This window comes from Rothia sp. ZJ932 (assembly GCF_016924835.1).
GTDB lineage: Bacteria > Actinomycetota > Actinomycetes > Actinomycetales > Micrococcaceae > Rothia.
The window spans coordinates 782,503-799,299 of the sequence record NZ_CP070480.1; the positions used below are offsets into that span (position 1 = coordinate 782,503).

Here is a 16,797-nt window from a genome sequence, read left to right on the forward strand (position 1 = left end):
CGTCCAAGTCTACAAGCTACCGGTGTACCTGCCGGTGCAACATCTCTGTGAGAGAACATCCGCAAGAAACCAAGACTCGATGCGACAGCGCACTTTAGAGCCAGTCCTCGTCCAGAATTGAAACACCACCCCAGGCGAGCTTGAAGACGAGCTTACCCACCTGGTCGAGGTCTGTGGGGCTCATACCCGAGTGCAGGGCGTGCTGGGTGGCGCTCAGCGCCATGCCAGAGAGAGTGCGCGAAAGTAAGACTGCCTGCTGGCTATCAAGACCGGCGTTGGGCCCCAAAATGCCAGCAATATGCTCCGCCATAGTGCGGTGCAAACCCTCAACTTTATCTTGCACCATCAAATCGCCGTGAACATCAGATTCAAAGATGAGGCGGTACCCCTGGGGGTTGGCGCGGGTGAATTTGAAGAACGCCATGAGGACGCCCTCCACACGATCACGGTTAACCTCGGTCTCATAGAGGGGTGCCGAAACAGCCGCAACGAACTGGGCGATCTGATCGTCCAACAATGCTAGATACAGATCCTGTTTACCGTTGAAGTGCTGGTACAACACGGGCTTTGAAACCTGAGCCTCTTCGGCAATATGTTCCATCGTGGTGACATGATAGCCCTGGGCCGAAAATACTCGAAGTGAGCAGTCAATGAGCTGACGGCGGCGGGTATCACGCGGCAACCGTACTGTAGACTTACGGCTCTTTGTGGATTTCTTTTTCGCTGATTTTATTGGTTTGCGAGGAACCTGGATCTCAAGGGTTCCGCTAGTCTCATCACGCGAATCTTCTTCTATGCTCGTTGCCTTAAGTGACGCTGATTCATCAACAATTGTCATGCTTCATCTTCGGTTTAGGTGCTGGCGCACAATGAACGATAACTCGGGGTAAGGGGACTATAACGAATCTTCTCACCGCACTCTTTACTCTGAGGAGGCGGTGCGAAGAAGGCTTAGGATACCTTGTAGTCTCTCTCAGCCGGGGTAACTGATGATTCAACTTCGATGCCGTATAAAGCCTCTAATCCGGCAATGTACTCATCGGCGCGTCCTTCTTTTGCTAGCTCTTTTGCGCGAACGGTGGGGGAGTGAAGTAAAGACTTCACCATTCGACGCATAGCAAATTCTAGGTGTTCGGAGGCTCCTGAGCAGCCGAACTGGGTGCGTACTTTTTCAAGTTCGGTATCAAGAATACTCAGGGTGTGTGAGCGAAGGGCAACAATTGCGGCATCAATGTCGCGTGCCTTTTCTTTTTGAGTGAACTCAGAACTTGCCGCCGCGACAATGGAGCGTGCCATCTCAACGGATTCAGCTGTTTCTTCTGGGGCTGCTAAACGCACCGATTCTAGGGTGATAAGCTCAACGCCTTCAAGCTCTGCAATAGACGGGTCAAAGTCTCGGGTGAGTGCCAAGTCAAGAACTACGCGCTTGCCTGCAGGAATCTGATGAGCGGTAATGGGAGCTGAACCGCCAGAACAACCAATAATAACGTCCGCCTCAGCCATTGCCTCTTCGAGCGCACCATCTGCAACCGGTATACCGCCGCGCTTAGCTGCAAACTCTTCGGCTCGGTGGGAGCGAGAAAAAACGAGGACGCGTGTACACCCGCGATCAGCTAGCGCTGCCATCGTTGCCCCCGCGTATGCGCCGGTGCCAAAAACAAGCGCTGTGCGGTCTTCCCACGTTTTTTCAGCAACGTCGTCCGCTAAATCAAGAGCAACGGAAACGATTGAGCGCCCCCGCGAGCCCAGAGCAGTTTGCTGACCGACCTGCCGGGCAGTCTGAGTGCCCTGGTTAAAGAGGCGCACCAGGTTACCGGTGGCGTGACCGTCCTCTTGAGCTGTAGCAATGGCGCGACGCACCTGACCGGTAATTTCGCGTTCACCAACCACCGCAGATTCTAGACCGGATGCCACGGTGAAAAGATGGTGGGCAGCATCATGATCAACGTAAGTTTCAAAACTGTCGAGGGCAACCTGGGTATCAATGCCAGAGAGCTGAGCCAGCTGGCTAATAATGACGCGCTTATTCTCTTCAACCTGCTGTGCCCGGTGGCTCTCAGCCGGTGCCGCCTGTGAGCTGGTCTCAACATAGAGCTCTAACCGGTTGCAGGTAGAGAGAATAACAGACCCCTCAAAACCCTCTTCTTTGAGGTTTTTGGGTAAATCAATAGCCCCGGTGCTGAGTTTGGCAACGGTTTCCAGATCAACTGTTTTATGTGATGCAACGAGGGTAAAGATAGTCATAGAAAGTATCTTGTAAGAATTCTTTGAACTTATCCACAGTACCAAAGATTAACCCTGAGCTAACACTGACGTCGAAAGCTGGGCAATAATGACACTCTGTCTGCAAAATGCAGCTGTTAACTTGGCACAATAGAATGTATGGCTAATACTTTGCGTCAACGTGCCCTGCTCACAGATCAGCAGCTAGAACTTTTGCCCGCGTCCCACCCGCTGAAAACTGCCGGAACCGGCGAATCAGCAATGCTTCGTACCCTGACCGGGCGCCAAGCTGAGCACACCCCGGTGTGGTTTATGCGCCAAGCAGGACGTTCGTTGCCAGAATACCGCAAGGTACGTGAAGGCATTGCCATGCTTGATTCTTGCCTCACCCCTGATCTTGCCGCTGAGATTACAGTGCAGCCGGTACGCCGCCACAAGGTGGACGCCGGTATTTTCTTCTCTGACATCGTGATCCCGATGAAGCTCGCCGGCGTCAATGTTGACATTGTTCCCGGTCGAGGTCCCGTTCTGGAATCACCCATCAACTCCCTAAGCGATATTGATAACCTGCCCGAGCTTGAAGAATCAGCCCTTGACGTTATTCGTGAGGCAGTCGCCAACACCATCGAGCAGCTGGGTTCAACTCCGTTGATTGGTTTTGCGGGTGCTCCCTTCACCGTTGCCGCTTACATGGTGGAGGGCGGTCCCTCACGCGATCACCTCAAGCCCCGCACCATGATGCACGCTGAACCTGAAGCTTGGCAGAAACTCGCCGCTTGGGCAGCGCGTACCTCCGGTCAGTTCTTGAAAGCTCAGATTGAAGCTGGCGCATCAGCTGTGCAGCTCTTTGACTCGTGGGCTGGTTCTTTGGGTGAAGCCGACTACCGTCGTTTTGTTCAAGAACACTCAGCCACCGCTTTGTCGATGGTCGAAGACTACGGCGTGCCCCGCATCCACTTTGGCACCGGTACCGCAGAACTTTTGCCAGCCATGCTCGAAGCCGGTGCCGACGTTATGGGCGTTGATTACCGTCTGCCCCTGAACGAAGCTGATCGCCGTTTGGGCGGCGGTATTGTACTGCAAGGCAACATCGACCCGGCGCTGCTCGCATCAGGCAGCAAGGCGCTTTATGCTCACACAGATGAGGTTCTTGAAGCAGGACGCGCCGCCCCCGCCCACGTTGCTAACCTCGGTCACGGTGTACCTCCCACCACCGACCCCCAGGTTTTGACCGATCTTGTAGATTACATTCACTCATCAACCCGAAAGAGCTGATCAAGAACATGCCACAGTCTCCAGAGTACACAGCCATTGTCTTGGGCGGCGGCGTTTCAGGTTTGCTGGCGGCGCGCGTCCTTGCTCAGGACGGTTTCAAAGTCACTGTCGTTGAAAAGAACCAGCACCTCGGTGGGGCAGTTGCTTCCCACGAACTGGCGCAGCTGGTTCTTGACTCTGGAGCTGAATCGTTCGCTACCCGCAACCCCATTGTCTCTAACCTTTTAGAAGATTTGGGGCTTAAAGACAAGATTGTGTTGCCAAATTCTGGTGGCTCATGGCTCTATTTGCCCGGTGGTGCTTACCCTGCACCCAGCACCGGTTTCATGGGTATCCCAGGATCTTTTGAAGACCCGGCAGTGCAGCAGGTTCTTAACTTCGCCGGTATTCAACGTGCCAAGCTCGATAAGCTACTGCCTGCGAGCGTGGGTGCCCACGCTAAAACCTTGGGCGAACTGGTGCGCGTTCGAATGGGTAGCCAGGTGCTTAACAACCTGGTCGCACCTGTGGTGACCGGTGTTCACACCATGCACCCCGATGTCTTAGACCTTGACACTGTAGCTCCCGGTCTGCGCCAGGGGCTACGCACCTACGGTTCACTGGCGGCAGCGGCTGCCGCTATCCGCCGCGCGGCTCCGGCAGGTTCTGCCGTAGCAGGCATTGAAGGTGGCATGAACCAGCTTTCCGAAGCGCTGGTTGCTGATTTGCAGCGCATGCGGGTACGCATGGTCACCGGCTTTGACGTTATCGCTGTTGATCGCGACCCGGCATCGGGCGACTGGACCTTGATTCAGCGTCGTTCTGATACATCAGAACGCACGGTGGCGCTCTCAGCAACCAACCTTGTGGTTGCCACTGATGCTCCTACCGCTACCCGCATCCTTGGCTCTCACTTGCCAGCATCCGCTGTACCCTCCGTCAAATCCGGCCCCGAGGTGGCACTGGTTTCCTTAGTGGTAGACCAGCCCTCCCTCGATGCTGCACCGCGCGGCACCGGTCTGCTGGTCTCAGACCAGGTGACCACCGTTCGTGCCAAGGCACTCACCCACGCCAGCGCTAAATGGCAGTGGATTGCCGACCGCGCCGGGGCTGGCAGGCACATCGTCCGTCTTTCGTACGGTCGCACCGGTGACACCTCTCAGCCTATTCGCGAGGTTGATCTCACCGATGACCAGCTGGTGACCTTAGGTCTGCGCGATGCCGCCAAACTCTTGGGCGTGAGTCTCACCCCCCAACAGCTTGTTGCCGCAGATGTGGTGCGCTGGCAGGGCGCAATCCCCGCCCCACGCGCAGGTCACCAAGAAAAAACCGAAAAATTTAGGGACGCGCTGGGGCAGCTTGAGGGTGTCACAGCAGTCGGTGCCTGGCTGGCAGGTACCGGTCTAGTAGCGGTGACTAAAGACACCTACGCAACTATAGCCGAGTTCTCCGCCAACGTTCGGCAGAACGTGGCATGCAACTAGCAAACCTCACTCCATCATCAACACCCGCAAAACCTCTGGAAGGAACCCCCATGGCACACCACGGTAAGCCCGAAGAGCACCCCGAGAATCGCTCAGAACAGCACACAGGCGGGCACCCTGCCTACTCCCACAGCTCATCGCACTCTTCAGCCAGAACATCCGGTTACTCCCACGGCGCTCGTGGCGGACGTCCGCCCATGCCCACCGCTAAAGACGCCAACGGCAAAATCCAGGGGCAGCGCCCCGGCGAGGTAGCCGAAGGTGATAGCCAGTTCCACTATGCCCTGTATACCGTCTTTGCCCGTGATACCCAGGCAAGTGCCTCCGCAACCTCTGAGGCAGCAACCCAGCAAATCACCGACCTTGTTGCTGATCTGGAGAGCCGCGGCGTCATTGTTCGCGGTTTCTACGATGTCTCAGCGATGCGTAACGACGCTGATATTTTGGTCTGGGTACACGGCGCTGTGCCCGAGGATTTGCAGGTAGCAATCCGCCAGATTCGCCGCACCGATGCCTTCACCGGTACCAAGATTGTTTGGTCAACTATGGGCGTACACCGCGACGCTGAGTTCTCAGCCGGTCACACCCCCTCATTTGCCAAGGGGCTGCCCGCTCAGGATTGGGTCTGTGTTTACCCTTTCGTGCGCTCCTTCGACTGGTACACCCTCAACCCCGAAAAGCGCCGCGAGATCATGAAGAACCACGGTCTCAAGGGCATCGACTTCCCCGAGGTTCTACCCAACACCATCGCAACCTTCGGGCTGAACGACTACGAGTGGTTGATCGCTCTTGAATCACCCAAATTGGTATTGATCGTGGATCTCATGCGTTCCTTCCGCAACACCGAAGCGCGTCACTACGTGCGCGATGAAATTCCCTTCTACACCGGACGTCGCCTTGAAGCGTCAGAAATTGCTGAGGTTCTCGCCTAATGACTGCTACCGTACTCAACGATATTTGCCCCAACCTCACCGACCCTAACAACACCGCCAGCAACGGCCCGGCGGCCCTCGATGAGACAACAGTTGAGAGCTACCACGGCGAAGAAAACCTCACCCGCCCCCGCTCACAAGCACCGGATGACTATGACTTGGTTATTCTCTCGTCCTTTGGTGGCCCCGAAGGTCAAGAGGACGTTATTCCTTTTCTTCGCAATGTCACCCGCGGTCGAGGTATTCCCGATGAACGCCTAGAAGAAGTGGCAACCCACTACCGCGCCAACGGTGGTATATCACCCATCAACGCCCAGAACCGGGCACTGCTGGCAGCCCTGCGCGAAGCGATGGAAGACCGCGGCCCCAAGGTACCCATTACCTGGGCAAACCGTAACTGGGAACCCTACGTGAACGACGTTGTTTCCCAGGCATACGAGGACGGCGCACGCAAGATTCTAGTTCTTGCCACCAGCGCCTACCCCGGCTACTCATCATGCCGTCAGTACCGTGAGGATTACGGTATCGCCCTTGAAAAGCTGGGTCTCGAAGGCAAACTGCAGATTGATAAAGTCCGTCAGTTCTGGGATGCCCCCGGCTTCATCAAATCATTCGTTGATGGTCTGGTCGATGGTCTCAAAGAAGTACAGGCTGGAGTGGAAGCCGCTGAAAACCCCGCTGCGGGCAATGGCAAAATCCGCGTCATGTTCTGCACTCACTCAGTGCCCACCAGCGCAGCCAACGAAGCAGGCCCGCGCGGAGTAGATTATGAAGGTGGCAGCGCCTACGTTGAAAAGCACCTGCAAGCAGCACGAGCTGTTCTTGCCGGGGTCGAAGCTATCGACCCCGCCCTGCTCGATAAGGTCGAATGGGAACTGGTCTACCAGTCACGTTCAGGCCCTCCCACCATGCCTTGGCTCGAACCCGATGTGAACGACGCTCTCGAAGAACTCAAGGGCGCAGTAGACGGTGTTGTACTGGTACCACTAGGCTTCGTCTCGGATCATATGGAAGTCAAGTGGGACTTGGACACCGAGGCGCTCGACACCTGTGCCGAACTCGGCTTTATTGCCACTCGCACCCCGACCCCCGGCATCCACCCCGATTACGTTGAATCACTGCGCCAGCTCATCGCTGAACGTGTCAGCTCAACAGCGCCGTCAGCCGACCCCGCAGAAATCCAGGCGCAGCGTGATACCGTGTGCGGTTCACGCGGCTGGTTTGACGCCTGCAACCCCGATTGCTGCAAGTCAAGCCGCCCAGGCTCAGACAAGCCCGTGATCGCTAACTACACTGGGGATGACACCCAAGGCGGTGCTCGTGGCTAAGTACCTTTTGGGTACCCGCGGTTCAGCCCTCGCCATGGCCCAGTCGGGCATGGCGGGGCAGCGCGTGGCGCAGGCAGGCGGTTTCGAGGTTGAACTTGTCACCGTCAAAACTGAAGGCGATGTACTCACCGGCCCTCTCTCACAGATGGGGGGCACCGGAGTCTTCGCCGCAACCCTGCGTACCCGCGTCCTGGATGGCACCGTGGACTTTGCGGCTCACTCCCTTAAAGATTTGCCCACTGCACAGGCAGAGGGGCTAAGCATCGCGGCTATTCCCGAACGTGAAGACCCCCGAGATGCCCTGTGCGCCCGCGACAACCTGACCCTGAGCCAGCTGCCCGAGAGAGCTCGCGTGGGTACCGGTTCGCCGCGTCGTGCTGCTCAGCTGCTGGCAGCTCGTCCTGATCTGACCATTGTTGATATTCGTGGCAACGTGGGTACCCGACTTGCCCGTGTAGCTGGCTTAGAAAAGTACGGCGTCAATGGGCACGGTATCTACGGCACGAAAACAATGGCTACCGCAACCGGTGACTGCGATGCGGTAATTCTTGCTGCGTCAGGTCTCAAACGCTTGGGGCTTGAAAAGGTCATTACCGAGTATTTGGATCCGCTGACCTTCCTCCCTGCTCCTGGGCAGGGGGCGCTGGCATTAGAGACCCGCAGTCTTGAAATTGCCGCTACCGAATCAGCGGAGCCTTCAGCGCTTGCCACCGCATTGATGGCGCTTGATCATCTGGAAACGCGCATGGCAGTGACCGCCGAACGTGCTCTGTTACGTCGTTTAGAGGCGGGGTGCGCTGCCCCCGTTGGCACCTACGCCCGCGTTGAAGAGGGCATCTTGGTGCTGGACGCAGTTGCCGCCCACCCCGATGGTTCCACCGTGTTACGTCAGAGCGCGTCAGCCGATGAGCTGACCGTTGAAGTGGCGGAATTGCTGGGCATTCGCTTGGCAGATAACCTGCTAGAAAATGGGGCTGCTGAACTGACGGGGCTTACCCTCTAGGATGCGGGTTATTATCACCCGGACGCCTGACGTCGCCGCCGAACTGATAGAGAGTTTGCGCGGCGGTGCTCAGCGTGCCCATCTGGGGCAGCTGAAGATTGCCTGCGCGCCCATTTACCAGGCAGTAGCCCTGACGAAGAGCTTGTCTGACAGTCACTTAGCAGATGCTCACAACTATCGGTGGGTGACTTTTACCAGTGCCAACGGGGTGAAAGCAGCCGAAGTAGGTGCCCGAATGCTGGCTGGAGACAGCGCAAAGACTGAGACCGGTGCTACCACCGGTGATCTCGCCCGTCTGCTGAGGGGCGTCAAGGTTGCTTGCGTGGGAGCCGCAACCCAAAAAACTCTGGAGCAGTACGGGGTGCGCGTTGATTTTGTGCCCACAGTTGCCGATGCCCTCCATATGGTGGCTGAGTGGCCTGAAAAGGCAGGCACAGGCGGCACAGTCTTGTGTGTGCAGGGTGATCATGCGAGAGACACGTTATCGCGCGGTCTTACCGAACTCGGCTGGCAGGTGGAGAGCGAGACAGTCTACACCATGAGACCCTACCCAGCGCACAATCCTCTGGTGCCGGTGGGCACAACACCTGAGGGCGTAGATCTTCTGAGTCTGGAACAGGCACAGGAACAACTGCACGATACAAACCTTATTATCGCAACAGCACCCTCTTTGTTAAGGGCGCTGGTAGCAGAGGCGGGGAGCAACCTACCGCCTGTAGTCGCCATCGGGGCAACCACCAAGTCAGCCGCCCAAGAACTTGAGCTAACTGTGATCGCAGCCGCCAGCCCACGCGCGTCCGACCTCGCTGATACTGCCCTTGAGCTGCTGACCAGCAATCCGCGGCAGAACCTAACCTAAAATTTTTGTCCATCCTGAAACCAATCCGTCCTGAAACCAAGGAGTATACGCAGTGCAGAATCTTTCATCGACACCGGCACTTAATCTAGTGACCCGCCCGCGCCGTGTACGCACCACTGCGGCGATGCGCAGGCTGTCAGCTCAGACCTCGCTTGAACCGCGCAACCTGATTCAGGTGCTATTTGTGCGTGATGGTATTAGCGAACCTCAGCCGATCGTTTCAATGCCCGGTCAATTTCAGCATACCCTTGAAAGCCTGGTGCCCGAGGTTCAAAAAGCAATCGATGCCGGTATTGCCTGTGTTGATCTTTTTGGCGTTCCTCGCGAAGAAGACAAGGATGAGACCGGTTCGGTTGCATGGGCTGAGGACGGTATTCTCAACCGCGGTCTTCGCGTTCTGCGTGAAAAGTTCGGTGATCAGATTGTGATTATGGCTGATACCTGCCTGGACGAGTTCACCACCCACGGGCACTGCGGCCCGCTGACCCAGGATGAATGGGGTAATGAGGTTGTTGATAATGACCGCGCCGTTGAAGCCTACTGCGCGATGGCTATTTCTCAGGCGAAAGCCGGGGCACATACAGTCAGCCCCTCGGGCATGATGGACGGTCAGGTGGGCGCCATTCGTGATGCCTTGGACGAAGCTGGCTACACCGATGTGTCTATCATGGCGTATTCCGCCAAGTACGCTTCAGCTTTCTTCGGGCCCTTCAGAGACGCGGTGGGATCCACCTTCAAAGGCGACCGTAAGACCTACCAGCAAGACCCCTCCCAGCGTCGTGAAGCTCTTCTTGAAGCTCAGCTCGATATCGAAGAGGGTGCAGACTTTGTGATGGTCAAGCCCGCTATGGCGTATCTTGATATCGTGCGGGAGCTTGCCGAGGTTTCGCCCGTGCCCGTTGCCGCCTACCAGGTGTCGGGGGAGTACGCAATGATCGAGGCTGCCGCTGAGAAAGGTTGGATTGACCGCGAGCGCATTGTCCTGGAGTCTTTGATGGGTATTCGCAGAGCGGGTGCCGACATGATTTTGACCTACTATGCTACTGAGGTTGCTCAGTGGCTGAACCGCTCGGTTCGTTAGACTGTTACGTTGAGTGCGTGAGAAAGAGTGAGAAATGACTATTAATGAAGATTTATTTGCCCGTTCTCGTGCGGTGATTCCCGGTGGCGTGAATTCTCCTGTGCGAGCTTTCAACTCTGTTGGTGGTACTCCTGCTTTCATGGTGGAGGCACAGGGCGCTTACATTACCGATGCTGATGGCCATAACTATGTGGACTTGGTAGGCTCGTGGGGCCCGGCAATTTTGGGTCATAAGGACGCGCGGGTTATCGAGGCGGTTCATGCTGCTGTTGAGCGCGGTTTGTCGTTTGGTGCGTCCACCGAGGCTGAGACGCAGCTGGCGGAGTTAGTGATTGATCGTATCAATGCTGCTCTTCCCGGTGCGATTGAGCAGATTCGTATGGTATCAACCGGTACTGAGGCGACGATGACTGCTGTGCGTTTGGCTCGCGGATACACAGGTCGTGACAAGATTATTAAGTTCTCGGGCTGCTACCACGGTCACGTCGATGCTTTGCTCTCTGAAGCTGGTTCGGGTGTAGCGACCTTGGCGCTGCCGGGCTCTGCTGGTGTTACTGCGGCTACTGCTGCTGACACGATTGTGCTGCCCTATAACGACCTTGAGGCGGTGCGCGCGGCGTTTGAGCGTTACCCCGGTGAGATTGCTGCGGTTATTACTGAGGCTGCGCCCTGCAACATGGGTGTGGTGACCCCTCATGAGGGCTTCAACAAGGGATTGCGCGAACTGACCCAAACCAATGGCGCGTTGATGATTTTTGATGAGGTGCTCACGGGCTTCCGCGTTTCTTCCGCTGGTTACTGGGGTTATGCTGCTCCCACTGATGGCGGTTGGGTACCCGATATTTTCTGTTTCGGTAAGGTGATCGGCGGTGGCATGCCTATTGCTGCTCTTGCTGGTAAGCGCGAAATTATGGAGTATTTGGCTCCCACCGGTCCGGTTTATCAGGCAGGTACCCTCTCGGGTAACCCGATTTCGATGGCGGCAGGTATTGCAACACTCACCGCGGCTGACGCTCAGGTATATGCAACGATTGATGAGCGCTCTCTACAGTTGCAGAAGGCACTGACCGAAGCCTATAACGTTGCCGGGGTGGATTACAGTATTCAAACTGCCGGTAACCTCTTCTCCGTAGCTTTCGGAAGCTCAGAGAAGGACATCCACAACTACGATGACATCAAGGCATCTGAGACTTACCGCTACAACGCTTTCTTCCATTCCATGCTGGAATCAGGTATTTACTTACCGCCAAGTGCTTTTGAAGCGTGGTTCCTTTCAGCTGCTCACGATGACGGCGCTATGGAACGCATCGCTCTGGCTCTGCCTGATGCAGCTGAAGCCGCGGCACAGGCAACCGCCTAAATAAAGCTCGCAGCTAAAAACTCACAGGCTAGGTGTTTATCCGTAAGCAGTGAGCTACCCCGCTGTCTAAAAAATAATTGCCCCGGTGTTTTTCACCGGGGCATTGTTTTTCTACCGCATTCTGTGGCTGACAGCAGTGGTTGATAGTTTTTGGGTGTCTCTGCCGTTGAGTCAGTTGGTAGCCATGAGCAAACGTGCAGCTGGCAAACCTGCCAAAGTCTCTGCGACGTTTCCTTTGCTAAAGTGCGCCGTTGAAAGATAGAACAGCACTCCGGGAACCATTGTCACTATGGCAGGACCAGAAAACGAGACGCGCGAGAGCCTGCGCTGGCAGCAGCGGTGCAATAATTTTAGCCAGCAAACCAGCGGCAAAGACAACCCCAACCTCAACACAACAGCTGACTGACGTACCAACCGTTCATGGTGCATACAGGTAGAACCAGGAGTAATACTGCGGGTAGATTCAGACACAACAATCCTTAGGGGATGAGGGGACTAAGAGAATGATTGATGTACTGAAAGAACGGTGGATCAGGCGCGAATAGGCCATGCCCCGTCAATAGTTGCATCTTTGCCCACACGATCAAAGTAGGCTTGCAAATCAGCAGCCTGAGCCCGTGCCCAGCCAATTTGTGCCTGGTGCAGGGTCGCTGCGTCCTGCTCAATCTCTTCGGGATACTCAAAGCTCATTGCGGTCAACAAGCGTTCAGCAGCAACAGCATCGGCGCTCGAGGTGTGCGCGTCCGCAAGTTCAACACCGTACTCGGCGCTCAAAACCTCAAGCGTGCGCTTGCCCTTTTTAAACTTGTGTACCTGCTTATTAATCACCAGTGGATCAAGCACAGGGTAAGCATTGAGCGGTGGGTAGCCGTGACGTGCCAGCTCGTGGTGCATCACCGAAAAGTCGTAGGCAGCGTTAAAGGCAACAACGGGTACACCGTCAGCAAAAAGACCGCCCAGAGCCATCGCAACCTCGTACACCACCTTCGCAGCGGGCTGACCGTTAGCACGAGCGTACTCGGTGGTAATGCCGTGAACATCAGAAGCCTCGGTGGGAATCTCAACGCCGGGGTCAGCCAACCACTCACCCTTGCGTAATATCTCGCCCTCAGCATCTACCAGAATGAGTGATGCCGTCACAATGCGAGCGGTGCGAACATCAATACCGGTGGTTTCAAGATCGAAAGTAGCCCGAGGGCTTTCAGTCCATGAAGTCATACCTTTAAGGGTACACTCATCAGCCTTCACCGAAAGACCCTCGCACCCGATACCGGCTACAGGGTGCCAGTGCTAGAGTCTGAAGAGTAATGGCAGGGTAACCAACGATCAGAAAGTGTGCATCATGGCTCGAAACTTTGGATCCCGTGGGGGAGCGCAAGGCTACCTCAAGCAGGCTCTGAATATTGGTATGAAGATTGCTTCACAGCAAAGCCGCGGACGCTCGGGTACATTCTCCACCCTATCGCGGGCAGTGCGGTTGGCGCAGTCTGCGGGTTTGCTCGATGGCAAACGTCGCGGGCAGGGCAATCATAACAATAGGCGTGGTGTACATTACGAGCAGTCGCACCAATCGCCCTACGATCGCCCCTTCAAGGATTACCGCGGTGGGTCAGGGTACGACGCTTCTGGTACTCATACGCGCGGCACATCATCTCAATCAGCATCCCAGTACGCAGCTGCGCAGCTTACCCGTCACTTACCGGCAATTCTGCGAGGCATGAAGAAAAAATAATTTTTTCAAGCGGTGGGCGAATATCGCCCTAAAATGTCAGTCACCTCTGCAAGAATAATGGCATGGATACTTTGGGGCAGACACACACTGGCACTACCACCGATTTTCTGGCGCAGATAACCGGCGGTCGCGCCGGCGTTTTGGTGGGGGCACCTGGTACCGGTAAGACCTACCGTCTGCTCGAACTGGCTACCGAATTTATGGCTGCTGGTAGTGATCCTGCGCGTCTGCTAGTGCTCACTCCCTCGCGTACCAGCGCCACCCGCTTTCGCGATGCGCTGACCAAACGCATCAACACGACTTTTTCTGCTGCCCCCACGAGAGCATGGCAGGCATACGCCTACGACATTCTGCGTAGAGCCCATGCGGCTGAGCTTCTCCCCGGTCTAGACTTTGCGCCCAAACTGCTTTCGGGGCCCGAACAAGATGTGATGATTAAAGAGCTCTTGGAAGGGCATCGTCGTTTTCTCACAGGGCCCCGCTGGCCCGATGAATTGGGGGAAGCTATTGCTACCCGCGGTTTTCGCCATGAGGTTCGCGACTTCTTTGACCGACTAGCAGAGTACAACCTTGACCCGCAGACCGTTGCCCAGTGGGGTGAGCGCACCGGCACACCTGAGTGGGTGGCTGCAGCCCAGCTGTACACCGAGTACCAGCAGGTGCGGCGACTGCGCGCCCCCAACGCTTTTGACCCCTCAGCGCTGATTCACGAAGCTGTGCGGGTACTGATGAAGAACCCCGACTTTCTGGCTGCCGAACGTACTCGGTTTGACCTGGTGCTGGTGGACGATCTGCAAGAGGCAAGCCCCTCAATCTACCGTCTGCTGGCGGTACTCACCGGAACCAACCTGGCATACCTACTGCAGGGGCATAAGATAGCCTCAGGCGATGACCCGTTGGTCAATGCCTGCGCCCTAGCACCCACCGCGGTGCTGAGCCTGTGTACCGATACCGTAGTGCAGGGCTTTCGCGGTGCCCGCCCCGATTACGTGGGCAAGATCCGCGACATGTACGAAGACCTCGTCATTGAGACGCTGGAGACCTCCTACCGTATGCCAGAGGATATCGCTTCAGCCTGGGTAGCTGTTGCCGAACGCATCCCGCATGCGCCGGCGGGGTTGAGCAGCCCTCGCGTCCTCGCGTCCACCCCCGAAACCGAATACGTTGAACAGGCACTGCCGCCACTGGGCGACGACCATCAGCTGTTAGACCCCGAAAAATCGGCGGGCAATGATGCAGCTCTTGAAACATTCACCGTTGATACCCCTCAGCTGGAGGGGGCACTGCTTGCCCAGATGATTCTTGAAGATCGTCTGCACCGCGGCAGAAGCTACAGCCGCAGTGTAGTGATTGTGCGTAACGGGGCTGAAGTGCAACGTATCAAGCGTATTCTGGAGGCTCAAGGCATTCCTGTGGCTACCTCAGCTGCTGAAACTCCGGTGCGTGATGAACCTGCCGTCCGACCCTTTCTTGATGCTTTACGTTTGGTTATTCAGGCAAGCACTTCGCAGACAAGTGTCGAGCTAGAACCTGTCGAAACAGAATCTGCAGAGGGGGAGCAGCCCGACGAAGAGACAGCGGCAACCGGTGCTGCCCTGGATCTCGGTTTCGAAAGCGCCGTTGCCCTGCTCAGCTCCCGTTTGGGTGGTGCATCGGCAATGGATATTCGCAGTCTGCGTCAGGTTTTACGCGGTGCTGAGTTGCGTGCCGGTGGCACCCGCTCATCGGAGACCCTGCTCGTAGAGGCACTGCTTGACCCTGAGCTTTTACCGGGCGGACGCGAAGGAATCGCTGCCCGCCGCGTGGCACGTGTTCTGCAGTCAGGCAGCCGCGCGCTAGAAGAGCCGGGGGCTACCGCTGAAACAGTGCTCTGGGCACTGTGGGAGGCATCGGGGCTGGCTGATATCTGGCATAAGGCGTCAGCTACTGATGACACCACCGGCATAAGAGCCCACCGTGATCTTGACGCCATCATTGGTCTCTTTGAAGCTGCCAGCCGCTACGTGGATCAGATGCCCGGAGCAACCGCCGCTCAATTTTTGGATTACATCGACTCTCAAGATCTGCCGATGGATACTCTAGCTGCAAGGGTGCAAACCATTGAAGCAGTGGAGATCTTAACCCCGGCAACCGCTGCCGGGCGCAGCTGGGATATCGTGTACGTCAGCGGTCTACAAGAGGGTGTTTGGCCGAACACTACGGTGCGAGGCACGCTCCTTCGCACCCAAGAACTCATTGACACCGTGGAATACGGCCCCGACATTGCCCGCACTATGACTTATACCCAGCGCGTTCGAGACACCAGAGCTGATGAGCTACGGATGTTCTCCGCCGCTATTTCTCGTGCCTCACAGCGCTTGATCTGTACCGCCGCGTCCACCAATGACTTTTTACCCTCAGAGCTTTTAGACATCGTAGCTCCCACCCAGCACCGCGAAAATGTAGAGGTACGTAGACCAATGACCCTGCGTGCGCTGGTGGCAGAACTACGCCAGTACGTAGCTGATCAGGACGCTGACCCTGTGCGCGCCCACCACGCCGCGGCGCTGCTTCACCGGCTCAAAGACAAGGAACAGACCAATAACTTTGAGGTGCCCGGTGCTCGCCCCGATAGCTGGTGGGGTCTGCTGCCGCTCTCCTCTGGGGGTACAGCCCGGCCCGCCGAGGAGCCGGTGCGTATTTCTCCTTCGTTGGTAGAGACAATTCATACCTCCCCGCTGGATTGGTTTGTGCAAGCAGCCCGTGCAGAGGCACTCACCGATGTCTCGCGTTCAATCGGCTCCCTGATACACGCTATTGCCGAAGAAATGCCAGAAGCCTCCGAAGCTGATCTGCTCACTGAACTGCGCCAGCGCTTTACCACCCTCAACCTGCCTGACACCTGGGAGACCGACAAACTCTTTGAACGCGCCCAAGAAATGATGAGCAAGTTTGCCACCTACGTGAGCGAACTACCCTCTACCGGGCGCTCCCTGGTGGGCATTGAAGGCAGCTTCAGCGTTTTCGTACCAGGCCCCGCTAAAGACGCGATACTTTCCGGACGTGCAGACCGGCTAGAGATTGATCAGGCAGGTAAGTACGTCATCATCGACCTGAAAACCAGCAAAGCTAAGCCCAGCAAAAGCGATCTTGAAAAACACCCGCAGCTTGCCAGCTATCAGGTTGCCCTTGAAGCCGGCGCAGGGGAACAGATGGTCGCTGAACTTCAAAACTCCGCCGATTCGCCGCGTCCGCCTGCACAGGACACAACGGAGACCGCCCTGCCCCACCTTATGAATTTGCAAGAACTCTCCGGTGGCGCCTGGCTTATCCAGCTAGGCGACGGCACCAAAAAACTCAGCCAACAGGAACAACCCCCGCTGACCACCGAAGACGCCTGGGCTGTAGAACTTATCAACCGAGCCGCCGAACTCATTTCACTCGATACTTTCCAAGCCCGCCACGGAACAGGATCAGCCTACACCCACGGTTGTAAACTGCCCGAAATCTGCCCCCTGTGCGCTCGCGGGCGCCAGATTACCCAGAGCTAACGTAAAGGTTT

At 56.6% G+C, this 16,797-nt stretch carries 13 protein-coding genes; 10 read left to right on the forward strand and 3 right to left on the reverse strand.

What is annotated here, in order from left to right:
* Nucleotides 1–94: 94 nt before the first annotated feature.
* Entirely contained in the window at nt 95–838 is a 744-nt protein-coding gene (locus JR346_RS03635; RefSeq protein ID WP_205483295.1) for a TetR/AcrR family transcriptional regulator, read from the reverse strand.
* A gap of 113 nt (nt 839–951) precedes the next feature.
* Entirely contained in the window at nt 952–2,244 is a 1,293-nt protein-coding gene (locus tag JR346_RS03640; protein ID WP_204877056.1) for a glutamyl-tRNA reductase, read from the reverse strand.
* A 138-nt stretch (nt 2,245–2,382) separates the two neighbouring features.
* On the opposite strand from JR346_RS03640, the gene hemE reads away from it, so the two are divergent.
* From hemE to hemL, 8 genes are all read left to right on the forward strand, one after another.
* Nucleotides 2,383–3,498, forward strand: coding sequence for a uroporphyrinogen decarboxylase (gene hemE / locus JR346_RS03645; protein ID WP_205483297.1), 1,116 nt, complete (start codon nt 2,383–2,385; stop codon nt 3,496–3,498).
* Nucleotides 3,499–3,506: 8 nt separating this feature from the next.
* Nucleotides 3,507–4,961, forward strand: a complete 1,455-nt coding sequence (gene hemG, locus JR346_RS03650) for a protoporphyrinogen oxidase (protein ID WP_205483304.1) — start codon at nt 3,507–3,509, stop codon at nt 4,959–4,961.
* Nucleotides 4,962–5,158: 197 nt separating this feature from the next.
* Nucleotides 5,159–5,893, forward strand: a complete 735-nt coding sequence (gene hemQ, locus JR346_RS03655) for a hydrogen peroxide-dependent heme synthase (RefSeq protein ID WP_205483843.1) — start codon at nt 5,159–5,161, stop codon at nt 5,891–5,893.
* Complete coding sequence (locus tag JR346_RS03660; RefSeq protein WP_204877048.1) at nt 5,893–7,221, forward strand: ferrochelatase; 1,329 nt, start codon at nt 5,893–5,895, stop codon at nt 7,219–7,221. Before hemQ ends, JR346_RS03660 begins: the two co-directional genes overlap by 1 nt.
* Nucleotides 7,193–8,224, forward strand: coding sequence for a hydroxymethylbilane synthase (hemC, locus tag JR346_RS03665; protein WP_205483311.1), 1,032 nt, complete (start codon nt 7,193–7,195; stop codon nt 8,222–8,224). The genes JR346_RS03660 and hemC overlap by 29 nt, the downstream gene beginning before the upstream one ends.
* Before the next feature lies 1 nt (nt 8,225).
* Nucleotides 8,226–9,083: a uroporphyrinogen-III synthase gene (locus tag JR346_RS03670; protein ID WP_205483313.1), complete on the forward strand. Its 858-nt coding sequence runs from the start codon at nt 8,226–8,228 to the stop codon at nt 9,081–9,083.
* A gap of 52 nt (nt 9,084–9,135) precedes the next feature.
* Nucleotides 9,136–10,164 carry a porphobilinogen synthase gene (gene hemB, locus JR346_RS03675; protein ID WP_255521922.1) on the forward strand — a complete coding sequence of 343 codons (1,029 nt, stop codon included), beginning with the start codon at nt 9,136–9,138 and terminating at the stop codon, nt 10,162–10,164.
* A 34-nt stretch (nt 10,165–10,198) separates the two neighbouring features.
* Complete coding sequence (gene hemL, locus JR346_RS03680; protein ID WP_205483316.1) at nt 10,199–11,524, forward strand: glutamate-1-semialdehyde 2,1-aminomutase; 1,326 nt, start codon at nt 10,199–10,201, stop codon at nt 11,522–11,524.
* A gap of 531 nt (nt 11,525–12,055) precedes the next feature.
* Here the strand turns inward: hemL and JR346_RS03685 are convergent.
* Complete coding sequence (locus JR346_RS03685) at nt 12,056–12,742, reverse strand: 3'-5' exonuclease (protein ID WP_205483318.1); 687 nt, start codon at nt 12,740–12,742, stop codon at nt 12,056–12,058.
* A gap of 124 nt (nt 12,743–12,866) precedes the next feature.
* Between JR346_RS03685 and JR346_RS03690 the strand changes: the two genes are divergently transcribed.
* The gene (locus tag JR346_RS03690) at nt 12,867–13,256 is read left to right on the forward strand and encodes a hypothetical protein (protein ID WP_205483320.1); all 390 of its coding nucleotides are present in this window, start codon (nt 12,867–12,869) and stop codon (nt 13,254–13,256) included.
* A gap of 62 nt (nt 13,257–13,318) precedes the next feature.
* On the forward strand, nt 13,319–16,786 hold the full coding sequence (locus JR346_RS03695; RefSeq protein WP_205483322.1) for an ATP-dependent DNA helicase: 3,468 nt from the start codon (nt 13,319–13,321) through the stop codon (nt 16,784–16,786).
* The last annotated feature ends 11 nt before the right edge of the window (nt 16,787–16,797 follow it).